This is a genomic window from Alcanivorax sediminis (assembly GCF_009601165.1).
Lineage (GTDB): Bacteria > Pseudomonadota > Gammaproteobacteria > Pseudomonadales > Alcanivoracaceae > Alcanivorax > Alcanivorax sediminis.
Window position 1 is genome coordinate 1,317,541 of the sequence record NZ_WIRE01000001.1, and the last position, 17,432, is coordinate 1,334,972.

Here is a 17,432-nt window from a genome sequence, read left to right on the forward strand (position 1 = left end):
CTGATGGGCTTCGACCTGGCCACGGATCTGGCGGCTCGCCGCCGCCAGCATCGTTTGCGCCAACCCCTCGTTATGGACGGCCCCTGTGGCCGTCATGCGTGTTTGCAGGGGCAGCAATTCCTGAACTTCTGCAGTAACGATTACCTGGGGCTGGCCAACGACCCCGAGGTCATTGCCGCTTTTCAGAACGCGGCCAGGGAATGGGGCGTGGGTAGCGGAGCCTCCCATCTGGTGTGCGGGCATCAGCGTCCACATCAGGACCTGGAAGAGGCTCTGGCGGCCCACACCGGTCGTCAACGTGCCCTGTTATTTTCCACCGGTTACATGGCCAATATGGGCGTCATGTCTGCACTGCTTGGCAAGGGGGACGCGGTATTCGAAGACCGGCTCAATCATGCCTCCCTGCTGGATGGCGGCCTGTTGAGTGGCGCCCGCTTTCGTCGCTTTGCCCACAACGATGCCGACGCGTTGACCCGTCAGCTGCAACGTAGCGAGGCACGTCGCAAACTGGTGGTGGCTGATGGTGTGTTCAGCATGGATGGCGATGAAGCTCCTCTGTCTGCCTATGCCGAGGCCTGCGAAGCCAATGATGCCTGGCTGATGGTGGATGATGCCCATGGCATTGGCGTGCTTGATGACAAGGGGCGGGGCTCTCTGTTTGCCCAAGGCGTTAACGAGCGCACCCAGATACTCATGGGCACCCTGGGTAAAGGGCTGGGGACCGCTGGCGCCTTTGTGGCGGGTAGCCATGAATTGATTGAAACGCTGATCCAGTTTGCCCGCACCTTTATTTACACCACCGCCATGCCGGCGGCCGTTGCGGCCGCCACGCTGGTCAGTCTGGAGAAGTCCCGTCAGGACAACTGGCGCCGGGAGAAACTGGCCGCGCTGATTGCCCGTTTTCGTGCCGGGGCCGTCGAACGGGGGTACACCCTGATGGCCTCACAAACTCCGATCCAGCCGATACTGATTGGCAGTGATGCCGACGCCATGGCGCTGAGTTCAGCCTTGCGGGAAAAGGGTTTCCTGATCACCGCGATCCGCCCACCTACGGTACCGGAAGGCGAAGCGCGGTTACGGGTGACGTTGTCTGCTGCCCATGAGCAGGCGGATGTGGATGCGTTGCTGGCGGCGCTGGAACAGTGCGTCCGGATCCTGCCTGATGCATGAAGCCTCACTTGCTTCGCGATGGCGTGCATGGCGAACAAAAGTGTTTTTGAATTGTTAAGTGCCTGACGTGCGGTGTCAGGCGTCGTGTGAGACAGGATAGATATGCCCAAGTTGATCCCCTTCCATAACACCTACAAGGCGACCGGTGTGGATGATGCCACTGCGCAGGACATCATTCTGATCCACGGTTGGGGGCTACATGCCATCGTCTTTGATGACATCGTGCCGGCCTTGCTGGAGCGCTTTCGGGTGACCGTGGTGGATTTGCCCGGCATGGGGCAGAGTCCGCTGCCCGGTGCGGACTACACCCTGGACTTTCTCGCCGATCAGGTGCTGGCGATCATGCCCGAGACTGCCCATGTGCTGGGCTGGTCGCTGGGGGGGCTGGTGGCGATGGCCATGGCGGCGAAAGCGCCGGCAAGGGTGTTGTCGGTGGTGACGGTCGCCACCTCGCCGCGTTTTACCTCCGGCGATGGTTGGGACACGGCCATGAACCCGGAGATTCTCGAGAAATTTGCGGAAATGTTTGATGAGGACCATGAAGGCACCCTGGTGCGCTTCCTGGCCCTGAACTGCAAGGGCAGTGCGGCCATGCGTGACGATACTGCGCGCCTCAAGGAGATTCTCTACTTCTGCGGATTGCCCGCGCCGAAAGCATTACGTGGCGGCCTGGATATTCTTCGCGATGCGGATCTTCGTGCGGTGTTGCCCGCCTTGCCCATGCCGGTGCTGATGGTGTTTGGCGAGCATGATCATATTGTTCCTGCTGCGGCCATGGCTGCCAGCGAAGCATTGATCAACACCGGTCGCACGGCCCTGATCGAGCAGGTGGCCCATGTGCCTTTCCTGTCTGCGCCGGAGACCTTTACCCAGGCTGTTTATGACTTCTATCGCGAGCATCAACTGGTTGGCTGACATGAGCAATCCGACCCCGGACAAGGGCGCGGTCAGCGATCATTTCAGTCGCGCGGCGCGCAGCTATGACGAGCATGCGATCCTGCAGCTGGCTGTCGGTCGTTCACTGGTGCAGCGCTTGCCCAATACCTTGCCTGTTCCGGCGGCGCTCGATCTTGGCTGTGCCACCGCTCCCTTTGCGCGCGCCCAGCAGCAGGCTCTGCCGGAAGTGCACTGGCAGGCTGTGGATTTGTCCCGTGCCATGTTGGCGGAAGCATCCGCGCGTGGTCGCCTTAGTGCGCATTACCAGCCTCTGTGTGCCGATGCGGAACAGCTTCCACTGGCAGAGGCCAGTCAGGGCCTGGTGTTTAGTTGCTTCGCCTTGCAGTGGTGTGATCCGCAGGCGGTGCTGGACGAAATCGCCCGGGTGTTGGCGCCCGGTGGGCGACTGTTGCTGGCGGTCCCGCTGCGTGGCTCGCTGCGGGAGTTGCAACAAAGCTGGCAGGCGGTCAATCACCGTCCCCATGTGAATGCACTGCCCTCCCTTCGCGATTGGCAAGACGCGGCGCTCAAGGCCGGTTTCGCTGATGCGCAATTGCAGCAGCAGGTGATGGTGGAGTATTACCCATCGGTCAAAGCCATTGCCCGCCGCCTCAAAGCCACCGGGGCAGACCATGTGAGTGGCGCCTCCGGCCTGACGGGCAAGAACGCCTGGCAGGCCATGGTGGCCGAGTACGAGAGCCAGCGAACCGATCAGGGCTTGCCACTGACGTGGAATGTACTGTTTGTGGAAGCGGAAAAATACTGAGCTACGAGCTACGCTTGATTGGAAAGGAAAATCCCAAACGTTTCCTGGTTTGGGGTTAATGGAAAAGCCTTCCAACTCGTCGAGTTCGGCGACCCGCAGAGTCTGATGCCTCTGTAGGAGCTATGCTTGCATGGCGATCCGAGCCCAGGCGAGGTGGAGATTCCAGAGCGTATGGAATCAACCGAATGGCGAACATGCCCCTGCAAAACGACGAAGCTGCAGATTCAAAGGTACCCAATGGAAAACCAGAAACCCCCACTCCCCGCCCTGAAAGGCATCTTCTTCGTCACTGGCACCGACACTGAAGTCGGCAAGACCTGGGTCAGCTGTCGCTTGCTGGAACGGGCTCAGGAAGCGGGGTTGAGTTGTTATGGGCTTAAGCCTGTGGCGGCAGGGTGCGAGGAAACCGCTGAAGGGTGGCGCAACGATGATGCCCTGCAACTGATGGCGGCCAGTTCCGTGAAGCTACCCTATGAGCTGGTGAACCCGGTGGCATTAAAAGCGCCGGTTGCGCCCCATATTGCAGCGCAACAGGAAGGCAAAGTGGTAACGCTGGCGAGACTCACCGGGTATGTGCGTGGTGCGCTGAATGCCCACCCTGCCGACCTGATCTTGATCGAAGGTGCGGGGGGCTGGCGAGTGCCGCTGAATGATCGCGAAATGCTCTCTGCACTGGCGAAGGAACTGGATGTGCCGGTGATTCAAGTGGTGGGCATGAAGCTGGGCTGCATCAACCATGCCTTGCTGACCGCCGAGGCGATCCAGAAGGATGGCCTGCGTTACGCAGGTACCATGGCCAACAGAGGAGGGGCGAACTGTTTTGGGACGATGGATGCGCAGGAGGAAAACCTGCTGACATTGCGCCAGCATTTGCCAGGGGCATTTGCCATCCTCTGATCCGATACCGATTTTTCGAGTGCCTTTTTTCGCCATGAATTCATGCGCTTGTCACCTTTAACTGGGTGGTTACAGGAAGAAACATAGCACTACAGTCCCACCACTCAAGCTCCACTGTACGGGTGCAATTTCCTGCCTAATCTTGGCTGGCCGTTCAACGTGAACGGCTTTCAATATTCAGGGGGAATGCATGGACAGCAAACGACGGGTTGTCATTCAGGCGCTGGGTGCCGGAGGTACATTGGCATTGGCAGGCTGTGGTGGTGGCAGCAGCTCATCCGTAGCAACGAACAATTCTTCTACACCGACACCCACGCCGAACCTTCCCGAGGAGCAGCCAGAAACCGCTGCACCGAAAGTGAGTTTTGTGCATGGCGTTGCCTCTGGAGACCCGCTGTCAGACCGGGTGATTCTCTGGACCCGGGTCACCCCGGAACAAGAAGGTGACATCCCGGTTCGGCTGACGGTGGCCGCCGATCAGGCCATGTCGCAACCCGTGGCGGTTTACACCACTACCGCCAGTGCCGCTGGCGATTATTGCGTCAAGATCGATGCAGACGGTCTTCAGGCAGATCGCTGGTATTACTACCAGTTCGCTGTGGGAGATCAGACCTCGCCTGTCGGCCGCACGCGTACCTTCCCTGCCTCCTCGGACTTTATGGATCGCGCCCGTTTTGCGGTGGTGTCCTGCGCCAACTACCCCTTCGGCTTCTTCTCTGTTTATCGGGCCGTTGCGGAGCGCTCTGATCTGGATTTCGTTGTGCACCTGGGGGACTACCTGTACGAATACGGCCCGGGTGAATACGGGGATTTTCCCGAGCGGGATCCGTTGCCTCCCCAGGAAATGGTTTCACTGGCCGACTACCGTGCGCGCCATGCCCAGTACAAGACGGATGAAGACCTTCAAGCGGTCCACCAGCAGTTCCCGATGATTGCGGTTTGGGATGACCACGAATCCACAGACAACAGTTATCGCGACGGGGCTGAGAATCACCAACCCCTGACGGAGGGCGACTGGCAAACCCGCAAGGCGGTTTCCCAGCAGGCATATTTTGAGTGGCTGCCGATCCGGCCTCGCGAACCCGGCAACTTCAGTGTGATCTATCGTCAATTCCAGTTTGGTGACCTGATCGACCTGACCATGCTGGATACCCGTCTTGAGGGACGTGATGAGCAACTGACAGTGCCGCTGGATCCTGCCCGCAATAGTGAAGACCGGCACTTGATCAGTGCTGAGCAAATGGATTTCCTGCTGGGCTCCCTGACCCGGTCCACGGCTCATTGGCGCTTCATTGGTCAGCAGGTGATGTTTGGGCAACTCAACATCGCAGAGTTGCCTGCGCTCACGGAAGATCAGGCGCAGCTGCGCAGTAACCTGTCCGCTATCAATATGGATCAGTGGGATGGCTATGCGGCGGATCGACTGAAGATTCTCAACCATATCGATGACAACCATATCGACAATGTGGTGGTCCTGACCGGAGACATTCATACCTCCTGGGCGAGTGAAATCTATCGCAATCCGTCGACGTTACTGGGTGATCTATTCGATAAACCGTTGGCGGCGGAGTTTGTGACCCCGGCGGTGACCAGTCCGGGCTTCCCGGATGGGGCTGCCGAGCTGGCCGGTATCCTGATTCCGGTAGCCAACCCGCACATCCGTTATGTGGAAGCCAAATCACGAGGCTTCATTCTGGTGGATGTGACCCGCGCCCGGGCCCAGGCGGAGTTCTATTACGTGCAGAGCATCGAGTCCTATGACCTGCGTGGCCAGATCGATAACAGCAAGACCAAGGTGGTGGCGGTGAACAGTGGCGACAGCCGCATTATCGAGGATGGGCCGGTCTCACGCCCGCGCACCCTGCGAACCGCCTTTAATCATCCACCCCTTCCCCTGAATGCCGTGACCGGTAAAGAGGTATTGTCATGATCTCCCCCTGGAAAATTCTGCCGCTGGTAGCGGCGATCACGCTGGCTGCCTGTGGTGGCGACAGTGGTAGCACGTCCACGGCCGCCGCGCCTTCTGACAATACGGCGACCCCGAACATCCCGGATGTGGGTGATGGGGGCAGTGATGGTGGGGCTGGCAATCCTCCTGCTGCCCTGCGCTTTATTGTGATTGGTGATTCTGGTTCCGGCTCTGAAGGGCAGTACGCCGTGGGTAATGCCATCGCGGAAGTGTGCCAGCAGAAGGATGAATTTGTCGGCGACATGGCTTTCCCCGGCTGTGACCTGGTGGTTGGCCTGGGTGACAACATCTATGAGTCTGGTGTGACCAGCGTGGATGACCCCCAGTTTGAAGAGAAATTCGAGAAGCCGTTCGAGCCGGTGCAGCTGCCGTTCTACATGGTATTGGGCAACCATGACAACACCGCCTACGTGGGGGGGGATGGTGCGGGGAATGCCCGTGGGGAGTTCCAGGTTGACTACACCTACTTCGACGGCAAACTCTCCAGCCGCTGGAACATGCCGGATCGGTACTACCAGCACAGCGCAGGCATGACGACCACGAACCCTCGTCCGCTGGTGGACTTTTTTGCGCTGGACTCCAACCCCATCGCTGGCGGTTTTGCCGATCCGGATCTGGCGTATGCCTATCACACCTACGGGATTGATCAGCGCAACTGGGCCGTGAATGCCCTTGGCAGTTCTGATGCCGTATTCAAGATTGCCATGTCACACCACCCCTACCTGTCCAATGGCTCCCATGGCAATGCAGGAAACTATGATGGTGTCCCCAGTGAGCTGCTGCCGGTACTGGCCGGTGAGCGCTGGAAAGCCTTTATGGAAGAAGCCGTGTGTGACCAGGCGGACTTTCTGTTTGCCGGCCATGATCATGACTTGCAAGTGTTGAACGCGGTGCCGTCCTGTGGCCGTACCGAGTTTGTGGTCAGCGGTGCGGCAGGCAAGACCCGCTCTCTGGCAGACACCGAGCGGAACGCGGCGCGCTATCAGCAGGGCGACACCTATGGATTCTTCTGGATGAAGGCCATTGAGGCAGACCCTGCGACCATGACTCCGGCCAAACTGTGCGTGGAAGCGTACACCGTGGATCCGCAAGTCGAAGGGTTGGGGGTTATTGCCAATGGCGAATTACAGCCAGCATTCACCCACTGCTTTGAAAAGCAGATGATGACCATGATGACGGCAGGCAATGACTTTTCCGGTCAGGCACTTGGCGGTTATGCCTTGCCGCTGCCGTTGCCGGAAGGCTTTGATGCCAACTTCACGGGCCCCCTCAAGGAACTGCGTGAGACCCTGGTGTCAGGCTTTACCGAAGCCGGAGCCGGGTTGCCGGAAGAGCAGCGTCAGGTGTTCGACCAGTTGTTGGCCGGTAGCGACATCCTGTTCAACGCGCTGGACGCGGCCACCGCTGCAATCCTGTCCGGTGATAGCAGTGAGATGAACCAGTCCATCGAGGCGGTGCTGGCGGGTGCTGAGCAGTTGCAGGCCATCGATACCCGTGGTTTGCCTGAGCCCTTTAATCAGTTGGGCGGCGCCTTTGATGCTTTTGCGGCCGGTTTCGGCAACGGTGGCTTCGAGCCAGGGGAAGGCGATACTACTGCGGACATCGCTTTTATTGCGGCGCCACTGGTGGAGTTGGCCCGCAACCTGGACAACATCGTCGATGGTATCGATGAGCAGGTGCCTGAAGACGTGCCGGTACTTGCCGGCCTGACCACCGTGCTATCCACAGTAACCCTGGGGCTGGCCAATACTCTGGAGCAGCTGGTGTTGCTGGATACGTCTGCCACCGGTGAGCAGCTGATCGGTACAGTTGCGGCCACGCTGGAGCAGCTGGTCGAAGATGTGCTCTGGCTGAACCAGATCCCGGGCGCCGAAGACTTTGCCACTCTGCCTGGGGATGGTCTTTCATCCCTCCTGCTGATCGTCGTGCGCGAAGTGACCGAGCAGCTTGATGAGCGTGTCCTCAACCCACTGGATCCGCTGCTGGATCTGCTCTCGCCCATTACCGGTTTGCTGGTGGGATTGCTGGATCTGCTCTGAACAGCGCCTGCCTGAACGGAAGGCCGCAAGGGAAACCCTGCGGCCTTTTGGGTATTGGCTCTGATTTGCCGCGTGCGTATGGCGAGTGCGTAGCGACTTACTTGCAGGAAGCCGTGCTTGTATGGGGGGCGAGCGGGAGAGAGCGTTCCATAAAAAGGCCGCCCCCACATTATGGGGGCGGCCCGGCGGTCTTCTTTACTCGCAGCGCCATTCTGCGTTGTTGCAGGATGGCGACGGGGTCAGGCGTCTCTTTCGATCAACCACTCCGCAATCCTGCCCCAGCTCTGGCTCTGAGCGGTGGTGCTGCCGAGAATGCCCATGTGGCCACCGTCGATGGTGATGAAGGTCTTGTCCTTGCTGCGGATCAGGGCGTCCATGGCATGGCTGCAGTCCCGGGTGACAATAGGATCGTTGGCGCCGGTGACGTTGAGTACATTGGCGGTCACATTGCTCAGGTGGGCCTGACTGTTTTCCATGGGCAGGTTGCCCTTGGCCACCACGTTATCTGTCCACAGGTAACGAACGATGTCCTGAATCACCCCGCCGGGGTAGGCCACCATGTCATCGAGAAAAGCACCATTGGTTGCATGGGCGGTGACAAATTCGCGGTCGTGCAGGTTCTTCACCAGGTTCATGTAGCCCTGCAGACTGCCCACCGGGTTGGTGAGTTTGAAGGCCAGGCTGTTCATCCAGCCCGGTGAGCGCAGGAAGCGGGCAGGGACATCGTGAATGCGCAGACCGGTATTGCTGCGGATCCATTTGGCCTGACGGCTGAGGCGGCGGTACTGGGCGCCAAGGGCCCCGTTGCGGTGATAGTCGCAGGGAGTGCCGACCAGTACCAGATTCTTGATATCCGGGTCTTTGCCCAATGCGGTGTAGCACAGGCTGAACAGTCCGCCAAAGCTCCATCCGTGCAGGCTCAGCTGCTGCTGGCCACTGTGCTTGCGCACCTGTACCAGCATCTTGGGCAGGTAGTCGGCGAAGTAACTGCTCAGGGCCAGATGGTTGTGGTACTTGCCGGGGCGTCCCCAGTCCACCATGTAGAGTTCGAACCCGCGGGCACGCAGGTAGCGCACGAGGCTGCGCTGCGGGAACAGGTCATAGATCAGCATGTTGACTGCCAAGGGGGCGACCAGCACCAGCGGCGTACGCTGTGCAGCCTGACTCACCGGCATGATGGTGCCGTCGCTGAGCGGGATGGCTTTTTCCTGCAGCGGCGGGTAGTAGCGCAGCTTGACCAGCCCGTCATCATAAAGCGTGTCGAAGGGCGTCTGTTCCGCCTGGCTCAATGCATCAGAGGCAAACAGGCGGGCGCGGCCATTTTGCAGGCGATGGCGCCAGGGGCGAGTCTTCTGTTGCAGGGCTTCTGTCAGCATGGTCATACACACCGGCGTAATGATTCGGTCGGCCATTGTAAGCAAGTTGAACGGGTTCACAGTTGCCGTACGGACGTACCTTGATGTCGTCGGGGATACCCGCTTTCGCGACGGTCATTGCCGAAAAGCGGGGGAAAGGGTAGGGGCGGGGTAAACGACGTCGGCCTAAACGTAGCTGCCCAGCTTGCCTTTGACGCGCACAACGGAACCGGCCTTTAGCTCGCTCTCAAAGCCTGCCTTGCCTTCCGGGAACAGTAGCACCACGGTGGAGCCGAGCAGGAAACGGCCAAGCTCATCCCCTTTTTGCAGGGTTATCGGCTGGGTCCGCTGGTAATCAGTGGTCTGTACCTCGCGGGGGAGGGGGCAAACCTGACCGGAGAACACGGTTTCAATGCCAGCGACGATCATGGCGCCCACCAGAATCACCGCCATGGGGCCGTTGTCGGTGTCGAAGATACACACCAGCCGCTCGTTTCGGGCAAACAGGTTGGGCACGCCGTTGGCCGTGGCCTCATTGACCGAGAACAGGTCGCCGGGCACGTAGCGGGTTTCGCGCAGGGTGCCGGTGAAGGGCATATGCACGCGATGGTAGTCCCGCGGTGACAGATAGATGGTGGCGAACTGGCCGTTAGTGAATTCACTGGCCAGGGCACTGTCGCCGCCCACCAGATCATACAGGGAGTAATCGTGGCCCTTGGCCTGGAATACCTGGTTGGCGCGAATGGCGCCCAGCTGGCTGACGGCACCATCGGCCGGGCTGGCAATATCGTTCACCGCGTCCGCTTCCAGCGGGCGGGCATCCGCTTTCAGGGCCCGGGTAAAGAAGGCATTGAAGGTGGGGAACTGATCCGGATCCTGAATCTCTGCCTCGTCCAGGCGGATATCAAAACGCTTCATGAACTGGTTGATGAAGGTGGTCTTGATCCAGGGCACTTCACTGCGCGCCAGCATGCCCACCAGGCGGGAAAGTCCGTGTTGGGGAATCAGGTACTGCAGGGTTACAAAAAGCTTGTCACGTAGGTTCAAGGTGTTGTCCTTGCTGTGCTGTCGGTTGGCCATGTGCCGGTTGATCAGGGGTTGGGCTTTTCTGCCGGAGTATCCGGGTGGTTGCCCCACTCAGCCCAGGAGCCGGCATAGCCACGCACCCGTGGGTAACCAAGGATCTTGGCTACCAGCCAGGAGAAGCTGGAACGGTGATGGGTCTGGCAATGGCAGATCACTTCCTTGTCCGGAGTAATCCCGCGGGCTTCCAGTTCGGCACGAATATCATCCAGTGGTCGTAAACGCAGGTTGTTACTGCGATCCATGGCTTCAGTCCACTCGTAGTGGATGGCGCCGGGAATGTGTCCGGCCTTTTGGGCAAAGGCGCGCACCCCTGCGTACTCCTCTTCGGAACGGGAGTCCCACAGTGCCAGGTCGGTATCCTGATAATGGGCGAGCAGATACGCCAGATCCACTTCGGTCTGCGGGTCATGTTCACCCACCTCATAGTCACTGGGCACTGGCTCTGGCGACTCGCTGCTGGTGGGCAAACCTTCCGAGAGCCAGGCATGAATGCCACCATTCAAGTAGCTGTAGTGCTTGTGACCAATAGCGTCCAGCGTCCACAGAAGGCGTCCGGCCCAGCCGCCGCCTTCATCATCGTAAGCGACAACGTGGGTGTCTGGAGTCAGCCCGAGGCTGGAAAACAGATCGCTGAGTGCGTCGTCACTGGGGATCATGCCGGGCGCTGGCTGCGCGCCACTCTGCAGTCGCTTGAAATCCAGATGAATGGCGCCGGGCACATGGGCCTGCACATAGATGGTCGGCTTGCCGAGATCGATGATCAGCAGCTTGTCATCATCAAGGTGCTTGGCGAGTTCTGAGGGTTCGAGCAGAAGAGGCAGCATGGGAGATCAGTTAACAGTTAACAGTGAATAGTGAACAGCGAAAACAATTCATCGCCATCAGCGTCAGGGGACATTGTCCCTTATTCGCTGTTAACTGTTAACTGTTCACTTTTCACTGGTACCTCTCTCGCCCTTCTTCATCCAGCGTGTCGGCGATCTGGTAAAAGTTGTCCAGTCGCTCTTCGCTGATGGCGCCGCTCTCGGCGGCTTCGAGGAAGGCGCAGCCGGGCTCGTTGCGATGGGAGCAGTTGCGGAATTTGCAGTGTCCTGCCAGTTCGGAAAGCTCCCGGTAGCCGTGAAGCAGCTCGTCCTCGCTGATGTGCCAGAGGCCGAATTCACGGATACCGGGTGAGTCGATCAGCTCGCCGCCGGTGGGCAGGTGGAACAGGCGGGCGGTCACCGTGGTGTGCTGGCCCAGCCCGGAATTGGCGGACAGATCACCCACATCCAGTTCGGCCTCGGGCAGCACTGCATTCACCAGTGAGGACTTGCCGACCCCGGATTGCCCGACGAATACGCTGATCTTTCCCTTCAGGGCGTCATGCAGCGGGGCCAGCCCCTCAGGTTCATGGGCGCTCAGCTCCATCACCGGATAACCCAGCTGTTCATACATGGCTTTCATGTCATCAATAAAGGGGCGAAGCGCTTCGTCGATCAGGTCGGCCTTGTTGAGTACCAGTGTTGCCGGGATTTCGGAGAGCTCTGCCGCCACCAGGTAGCGATCCAGCAGGGTGCTGGACGGGGTGGGCAGGGGGGCAAATACCACCAGCATCTGCTCTACGTTGGCCGCCACCGGCTTGAGGTTGCCGTAGGGATCCGGGCGCTTGAGCACGGTTTCGCGAGGCTCGATAGCCACCACCACGCCGAGGCCTTCGCTTTTAGGGGGCTGCCAAATCACCCGGTCGCCCACCACCAGTTGTTCCAGCGTGGCGCGGAAGTGGCAGCGCCGGCTTTCGCCATCAGGGCTTTCCACCTGCACCTGTTGGCCAAAGTGCGCGGTGATGATGCCGATCTGCTCGTCGCCCAGATCGTCGGCAACCAGCTCTTCAAGCTGCTCATTACGTTTCTGGGCGCGCTCGCGCTTTTCCGCCTGGATCTTTTCGATACGCCAGCGCTGACGACGATTGAGGTTACGTTTGGCCAAGGTGAGGGTTTCATTCCGATATTGAGTTTGGGCCATGCTACCATGGCCTCCATCACCCGCGTAGCGAAGAGATGAGCCTGCCCATGACCGACAAGCGCAACAATCTGATCTGGATCGATCTGGAAATGACCGGCCTGAGCCCGGAAAACGATCGCATCATTGAAATTGCCACTATCGTCACGGACTCCCAGCTCAATGTGCTGGCGGAAGGGCCGGTGCTGGCGGTGCATCAGAGTGATGAGCTGCTGGACGCCATGGACGAGTGGAACACCGAGCATCACAACAATTCCGGGCTGGTGAAGCGGGTGCAGGAAAGCCGCATCAGTGAGATGCAGGCCCAGGCCCAGACCATCGACTTCCTGCGTGAGTACGTGGAGCCGGGCATGTCACCCATGTGTGGCAACAGCATCTGCCAGGACCGCCGGTTCCTGGCCAACTACATGCAGGAGCTGGAAGCCTATTTCCACTACCGCAATCTGGATGTGTCAACGCTCAAGGAACTGGCGCGGCGCTGGAAACCGGAAATCCTGGAAGGGTTCAAGAAGGAAGGCAAACACCTGGCGTTGGACGACATTCGCGAATCCATCGCCGAGCTGCAGTATTACCGTGAGCATTTTATTGACGCCTGAATAGCAGTTGCGAGTGACGAGTTTCGAGTGGCGAAAACCTGAAACATCGAAGCAATCGGGTTTTGACTTTCGAAACTCGTTACTCGTAACTATTTTCTATGCTGTTCCAGCGCCCACTGCACATGTTCCCGCACGGTCTCGTCCGGATATTCCCGCCTTTCATTGAGAGCCTGGATCACGTCTTCTGACGTGGGGGCATTGCCCAGCGCTACTGCGATATTCCTTAGCCACTTGGCATAGCCCGCCCGGCGAATGGCTGAACCGGCGGTTCGCTCAAGAAACTCATCTTCACTCCATCCAAACAGCGTCGCCAGATCACTGTCACCCAGCCCATGGCGGGGGTGGAAGTCGGTTTCGCCGGTGTGCTGGGCGAAACGATTCCAGGGGCACATCAGCTGGCAGTCATCGCAGCCGAAGATACGATTGCCGATACCGGGACGGAGGTCTTTCGGGATGCTGCCGTCGTGCTCAATGGTCAGGTAGGAAATGCAGCGGCGAGCGTCCAGTTGGTAGGGCGCGACGATGGCATCGGTGGGGCATACCGTGATACAGGCCCTGCACTTGCCGCAGTGATCTTCACCGGGCTGATCCACCGGCAGGGGGATGTCAGTGTAGATTTCGCCGAGAAAAAACCAGCTGCCGGCCTCGCGATTCAGAACGAGTGTGTGCTTTCCCTGCCAGCCAAGCCCGGCCTTGGCGGCCAGTGGTTTTTCCATCACCGGTGCGCTGTCCACAAAGGCCCGGGCCAGCTCGCTGTCGCCGACTTCTGCGCGGATTCTTGCCGCCAGGGTGGCCAGCCGTTTGCGAATCAGTTTGTGGTAGTCACGGCCCAGGGCATAGCGGGAGACGTACGCCTTGTCTTTCGCCTGCAGCATCTTCACAGGTGCCGTGTCCGGTGGCAGGTAGTCCATGCGGGCGGAAATGACCCGCAGGGTGCCTGGCTCCAGCTCCTCAGGGCGGAAACGCTTGTTGCCGTGGGCTGCCATCCATGCCATTTGCCCCTGATAGCCTTTCGCCAGCCAGGCTTTCAGGTCAGCTTCTGCGGCAGAGAGGTCGGTGTCGGCAATACCAATCTGCTGGAAGCCGAGTTCACGGCCCCATTGCTGGATTCTTTCCTTCAGCTGATGCAGATCCATGGGTTTCTGAACGGCCCGGTCCCGTGGGTATAATGCGGAAAATACACACGGCGCAGATTTTTGAACGGCGCCATGCTACGTCAGAGGCGAAGGGTAACATGACAGCACTGCCAACCGCGCTTTATACCGCTGCACAAACCCGTGAGCTGGATCGGCTGGCCATTGCGGCAGGAACACCGGGAGCGGCGCTGATGCAGCGGGCCGGTCAGGCTGCTTTCAACGCCCTGTGTGAGCGCTGGCCGGAGGCGCGACACATTGCGGTGCTGTGTGGCGGTGGCAACAACGGCGGCGATGGCTATGTGGTGGCGGCGCTGGCCCACGATGCCGGGTTGCAGCCTCGCATTCACTTTCTCAAATCCCCCGACTCACTCTCCGGGGATGCCTTGACCATGGCGGAGCGCTGCCGGGCATTGCACATTCCCATGCAGCCACTGTCTGTGGAGGCGCTGCCGGTGCAGGCCGATGTGCTGGTGGACGGCCTGTTCGGCACCGGTCTGTCAGCGTCGCTTAGTGATGAGGCGGCCCGTGTGCTGACGGCCCTGGATGCGCTGATCGTGCCCCGGCTGGCACTGGATATTCCCTCCGGACTCAGCGCGGACACCGGCATGCCGTTGGGGGCCGTGCTGCGGGCGGATTTGACCTGTACCTTTATTGGTCTCAAGCGTGGTTTGCTGACCGGGCAGGGGCCCGTGTACACCGGCGAGTTGCAGTTTGCCGATCTGCAGGTGCCGCGGGATGTCTACCAGCAGGTGCCCGCAGATTGTCTTGTTCCCACCCCAACGGCGCTGTTGGCCAGCCTGCCGCCCCGGCGTCTGGATGGCCACAAGGGGCGTTACGGTCATGTGCTGGTCATCGGCGGTGACCATGGCTTTGCCGGTGCGCCGATCATGTCAGCCCAGGCGGCCGCTCGCTGCGGGGCTGGCAAGGTCAGCCTGATCACGCGGCCCGAGCATGTGGTGATGATGATTGCACGCCAACCGGAGGTCATGGCCCGCGGCGTGAACGAACCGGCCCAGGCACAGTCTTTAATAGAAGCGGCTACGGTCATTGCTGTCGGCCCGGGCCTGGGCAGGGATGACTGGGGCAAAGGGCTGCTGGAGTTGGCCATGAGCAGTGGCAAGCCCCTGGTGATGGATGCGGACGCGCTCAACCTGCTCGCCGACATGGATAATGTGGGCGCCGCCGATTGGGTGCTGACCCCGCATCCGGGGGAGGCTGCCCGGTTGCTGAAGGCCGATAGTGCCGCCATCCAGCATGACCGTTTTGCCACCCTGGAAAGTCTGCACGCCCGTTATGGCGGCACGGTGCTTCTGAAGGGGCTTGGTACCCTGGTGCAGGGCGATGCCGGTCGGGCTCTCATCACTGAGGGCAACCCGGGTATGGCCAGTGGCGGCATGGGCGATGTGCTGACCGGTGTCGTCGCGGCCCTGCGCGCTCAGGGCCTAAGCGGGTATGATGCAGCCCGGTTTGGCGCCATGCTGCATGCCCGCGCAGCCGATAGCTGCGCCCGTGATAAAGGTGAGCTCGGCTTGCTGGCCACAGATTTGCTGGAGGCGCTGAGACTGAATTTGAAGATAGAGAGCTTGAAGGTAGAGAGAAACTGAATGAAGGAAAGTCCTGTGCCCGTTGAACAGGTTGATCTGCCGGATGAAGCGGCCACACTGGCGCTGGGGGCGCAACTGGCCCGCCGTTTGCTTCAGGAAACGGCAGACGGCGCCTGTGTCTATTTGCAGGGTGATCTTGGGGCCGGGAAAACCACGCTGGTTCGCGGTATCCTTCGCGGTATGGGGCACGAGGGCGCCGTCAAGAGTCCCACTTACACTATTGTGGAACCCTACGAGCTGGCTGGCGTCAATATTTATCACTTTGACCTGTATCGTCTGGCGGATCCGGAAGAACTGGAGCTGATCGGGATACGGGATTATTTTTCCTCCGGCGACCTTTGCCTGCTGGAGTGGCCGGAACGCGGTGCCGGAGTGGTGCCGAAACCGGATTTGACCATTACACTGGCCGTGGACGGCCACGGAAGAAAAGCGACCCTGGAATGGGCCTATGACACGACGCACTGACAATAAAAATCATCTCCTGCCGGTGCTGCTGATGGTGGCCGGCTGGCTATTCAGTCCCTTGCTGGTGGCAAAAGAAAATATCGACTCGGTGCGTCTGCACCGCGCGCCGGATCACACACGCATCGTGTTCGATCTGCCCGCGCCGGTGGATCACAAACTCGACAAGCTGGCCAACCCGGATCGTATTGTGCTGGATCTGCAGGATGCCAAGCTGGACTTCGACATCAATTCACTGGATTACGCCAGCAGCCCTATCGCCAACATTCGTGTGGGCGAACATGCTGACAAGACCCGTGTCGTTTTCGACATGCGCGAAGGGGTGCGTACCCGCACCAACTTGCTGAAACCCATCGAGCCCCACGGCTGGCGTCTGGTGGTGGATCTGTTTGACAAGTCCCTGACTGACTCGGCCACTACCGCAAGCTCCACGGCTGCCGCGCCAGCACAACAACAGGCCAAGGCACCCGAAGTGAAGAAGACCACCCGGGACCAGCAGCGTCTGATGATCGTGGCGATTGATGCCGGTCATGGGGGAGAAGATCCCGGCGCGCGCGGCCCCAGTGGCACCTGGGAAAAAACCGTGGTGCTGCAGATTGCCAAGAAGCTGGAGAAGTTGATCAATGACCAGGCTGGCATGCGGGCCGTCATGGTGCGGGACGGTGATTACTATGTGCCGCTGGCCGAGCGCCGCAAGATCGCTCGCCAGAAACATCAGGCCGATGTGTTTATCTCCATCCATGCGGATGCCTTCAACGACTCCCGTGCGCATGGGGCCTCGGTGTTTGCGCTTTCCAACCGGGGTGCAACCAGTGCCAAGGCGCGGTTCCTTGCCAAGATTGCCAACGAATCTGACCGTGTTGCCGGGGTCTATGAAGAGGAGGAGGACGATAGCTCACTCCTCAGCGTGCTGGCGGATCTGCAGATGAATGGCTCCATGGCCGGAAGCTTGTATCTGGGGCGGCAAGTGCTGCGAGAAATGGGCAAGGTCACCAAGTTGCACGGTAACCGTGACAAAGTGGAACAGGCTGGTTTTGCGGTGCTAAAAGAGCCGGAAATGGTGTCCATCCTGGTGGAGACAGGCTTTATTTCCAATCCCACGGAAGAGCGTAACCTGCGCTCTTCCGCGCACCAGACCAAACTGGCCAGGGCGGTATTGGCTGGCATCGACGATTACTTCCGCTCCCATCCCGCGCCAAATAGCTGGTACGCCGCCCAGCGTCGTGAGCAGGGTGAGGAGTATCGGATTCAGCCCGGTGATACACTGTCGGAAATTGCTCGCCAGTACAGCGTCACCGAGCAGTCGATCCGTTCTGCCAACGACATTCGTGGCGATCGCATCATGGTGGGTCAGGTGCTGAAAATTCCTCGCTCCTGAAGGCGCCTCTTTCACGCATCACGTTTCACGCTGGTCC

General features: G+C 59.8%; 15 protein-coding genes. 10 read left to right on the forward strand and 5 right to left on the reverse strand.

Annotated features, from left to right (window positions below; genetic code table 11):
- Positions 1–3: 3 nt before the first annotated feature.
- The 6 genes from bioF to GFN93_RS05980 all read left to right on the forward strand — a co-directional run bounded on the left by bioF (position 4) and on the right by GFN93_RS05980 (position 7,777).
- Positions 4–1,170, forward strand: a complete 1,167-nt coding sequence (bioF, locus tag GFN93_RS05955; RefSeq protein WP_153499756.1) for an 8-amino-7-oxononanoate synthase — start codon at positions 4–6, stop codon at positions 1,168–1,170.
- Positions 1,171–1,272: 102 nt separating this feature from the next.
- Complete coding sequence (bioH, locus tag GFN93_RS05960) at positions 1,273–2,085, forward strand: pimeloyl-ACP methyl ester esterase BioH (RefSeq protein WP_153499758.1); 813 nt, start codon at positions 1,273–1,275, stop codon at positions 2,083–2,085.
- Positions 2,051–2,872: a malonyl-ACP O-methyltransferase BioC gene (bioC, locus tag GFN93_RS05965; RefSeq protein WP_235901689.1), complete on the forward strand. Its 822-nt coding sequence runs from the start codon at positions 2,051–2,053 to the stop codon at positions 2,870–2,872. The genes bioH and bioC overlap by 35 nt, the downstream gene beginning before the upstream one ends.
- A 237-nt stretch (positions 2,873–3,109) precedes the next feature.
- Positions 3,110–3,769, forward strand: coding sequence for a dethiobiotin synthase (gene bioD, locus GFN93_RS05970; RefSeq protein WP_153499762.1), 660 nt, complete (start codon positions 3,110–3,112; stop codon positions 3,767–3,769).
- 190 nt (positions 3,770–3,959) lie between these two features.
- Entirely contained in the window at positions 3,960–5,699 is a 1,740-nt protein-coding gene (locus tag GFN93_RS05975) for an alkaline phosphatase D family protein (protein ID WP_153499764.1), read from the forward strand.
- Positions 5,696–7,777, forward strand: coding sequence for a metallophosphoesterase (locus tag GFN93_RS05980; RefSeq protein WP_153499766.1), 2,082 nt, complete (start codon positions 5,696–5,698; stop codon positions 7,775–7,777). Before GFN93_RS05975 ends, GFN93_RS05980 begins: the two co-directional genes overlap by 4 nt.
- A 239-nt stretch (positions 7,778–8,016) precedes the next feature.
- Here GFN93_RS05980 and GFN93_RS05985 read toward each other — a convergent pair whose 3' ends face one another.
- The 4 genes from GFN93_RS05985 to rsgA form a co-directional block, all read right to left on the reverse strand.
- Positions 8,017–9,189, reverse strand: coding sequence for an alpha/beta fold hydrolase (locus GFN93_RS05985; RefSeq protein WP_235901691.1), 1,173 nt, complete (start codon positions 9,187–9,189; stop codon positions 8,017–8,019).
- 129 nt (positions 9,190–9,318) lie between these two features.
- Entirely contained in the window at positions 9,319–10,179 is an 861-nt protein-coding gene (gene asd / locus GFN93_RS05990; RefSeq protein WP_235901693.1) for an archaetidylserine decarboxylase, read from the reverse strand.
- A 44-nt stretch (positions 10,180–10,223) separates the two neighbouring features.
- Positions 10,224–11,042, reverse strand: a complete 819-nt coding sequence (locus GFN93_RS05995) for a sulfurtransferase (RefSeq protein WP_153499769.1) — start codon at positions 11,040–11,042, stop codon at positions 10,224–10,226.
- 112 nt (positions 11,043–11,154) lie between these two features.
- On the reverse strand, positions 11,155–12,186 hold the full coding sequence (gene rsgA, locus GFN93_RS06000; protein ID WP_153501852.1) for a small ribosomal subunit biogenesis GTPase RsgA: 1,032 nt from the start codon (positions 12,184–12,186) through the stop codon (positions 11,155–11,157).
- A gap of 83 nt (positions 12,187–12,269) precedes the next feature.
- Here rsgA and orn point away from each other — a divergent pair, with 83 nt between their 5' ends.
- A complete protein-coding gene (gene orn / locus GFN93_RS06005) occupies positions 12,270–12,815 on the forward strand; it encodes an oligoribonuclease (RefSeq protein WP_153499771.1) in 546 nt (181 codons plus the stop codon).
- An 89-nt stretch (positions 12,816–12,904) separates the two neighbouring features.
- On the opposite strand, the gene queG is transcribed toward orn, so the two are convergent.
- Positions 12,905–13,951, reverse strand: a complete 1,047-nt coding sequence (queG, locus tag GFN93_RS06010) for a tRNA epoxyqueuosine(34) reductase QueG (RefSeq protein WP_153499773.1) — start codon at positions 13,949–13,951, stop codon at positions 12,905–12,907.
- 98 nt (positions 13,952–14,049) lie between these two features.
- Between queG and GFN93_RS06015 the strand changes: the two genes are divergently transcribed.
- Genes GFN93_RS06015 through GFN93_RS06025 form a run of 3 tightly spaced genes read left to right on the forward strand, consistent with a single transcriptional unit; the run spans position 14,050 to position 17,395 of the window.
- Complete coding sequence (locus tag GFN93_RS06015; RefSeq protein ID WP_153499775.1) at positions 14,050–15,555, forward strand: NAD(P)H-hydrate dehydratase; 1,506 nt, start codon at positions 14,050–14,052, stop codon at positions 15,553–15,555.
- On the forward strand, positions 15,556–16,020 hold the full coding sequence (gene tsaE / locus GFN93_RS06020) for a tRNA (adenosine(37)-N6)-threonylcarbamoyltransferase complex ATPase subunit type 1 TsaE (RefSeq protein WP_153499777.1): 465 nt from the start codon (positions 15,556–15,558) through the stop codon (positions 16,018–16,020). It begins immediately after the preceding gene.
- A 31-nt stretch (positions 16,021–16,051) separates the two neighbouring features.
- Positions 16,052–17,395: an N-acetylmuramoyl-L-alanine amidase gene (locus GFN93_RS06025; protein ID WP_407921799.1), complete on the forward strand. Its 1,344-nt coding sequence runs from the start codon at positions 16,052–16,054 to the stop codon at positions 17,393–17,395.
- Positions 17,396–17,432: the final 37 nt, after the last annotated feature.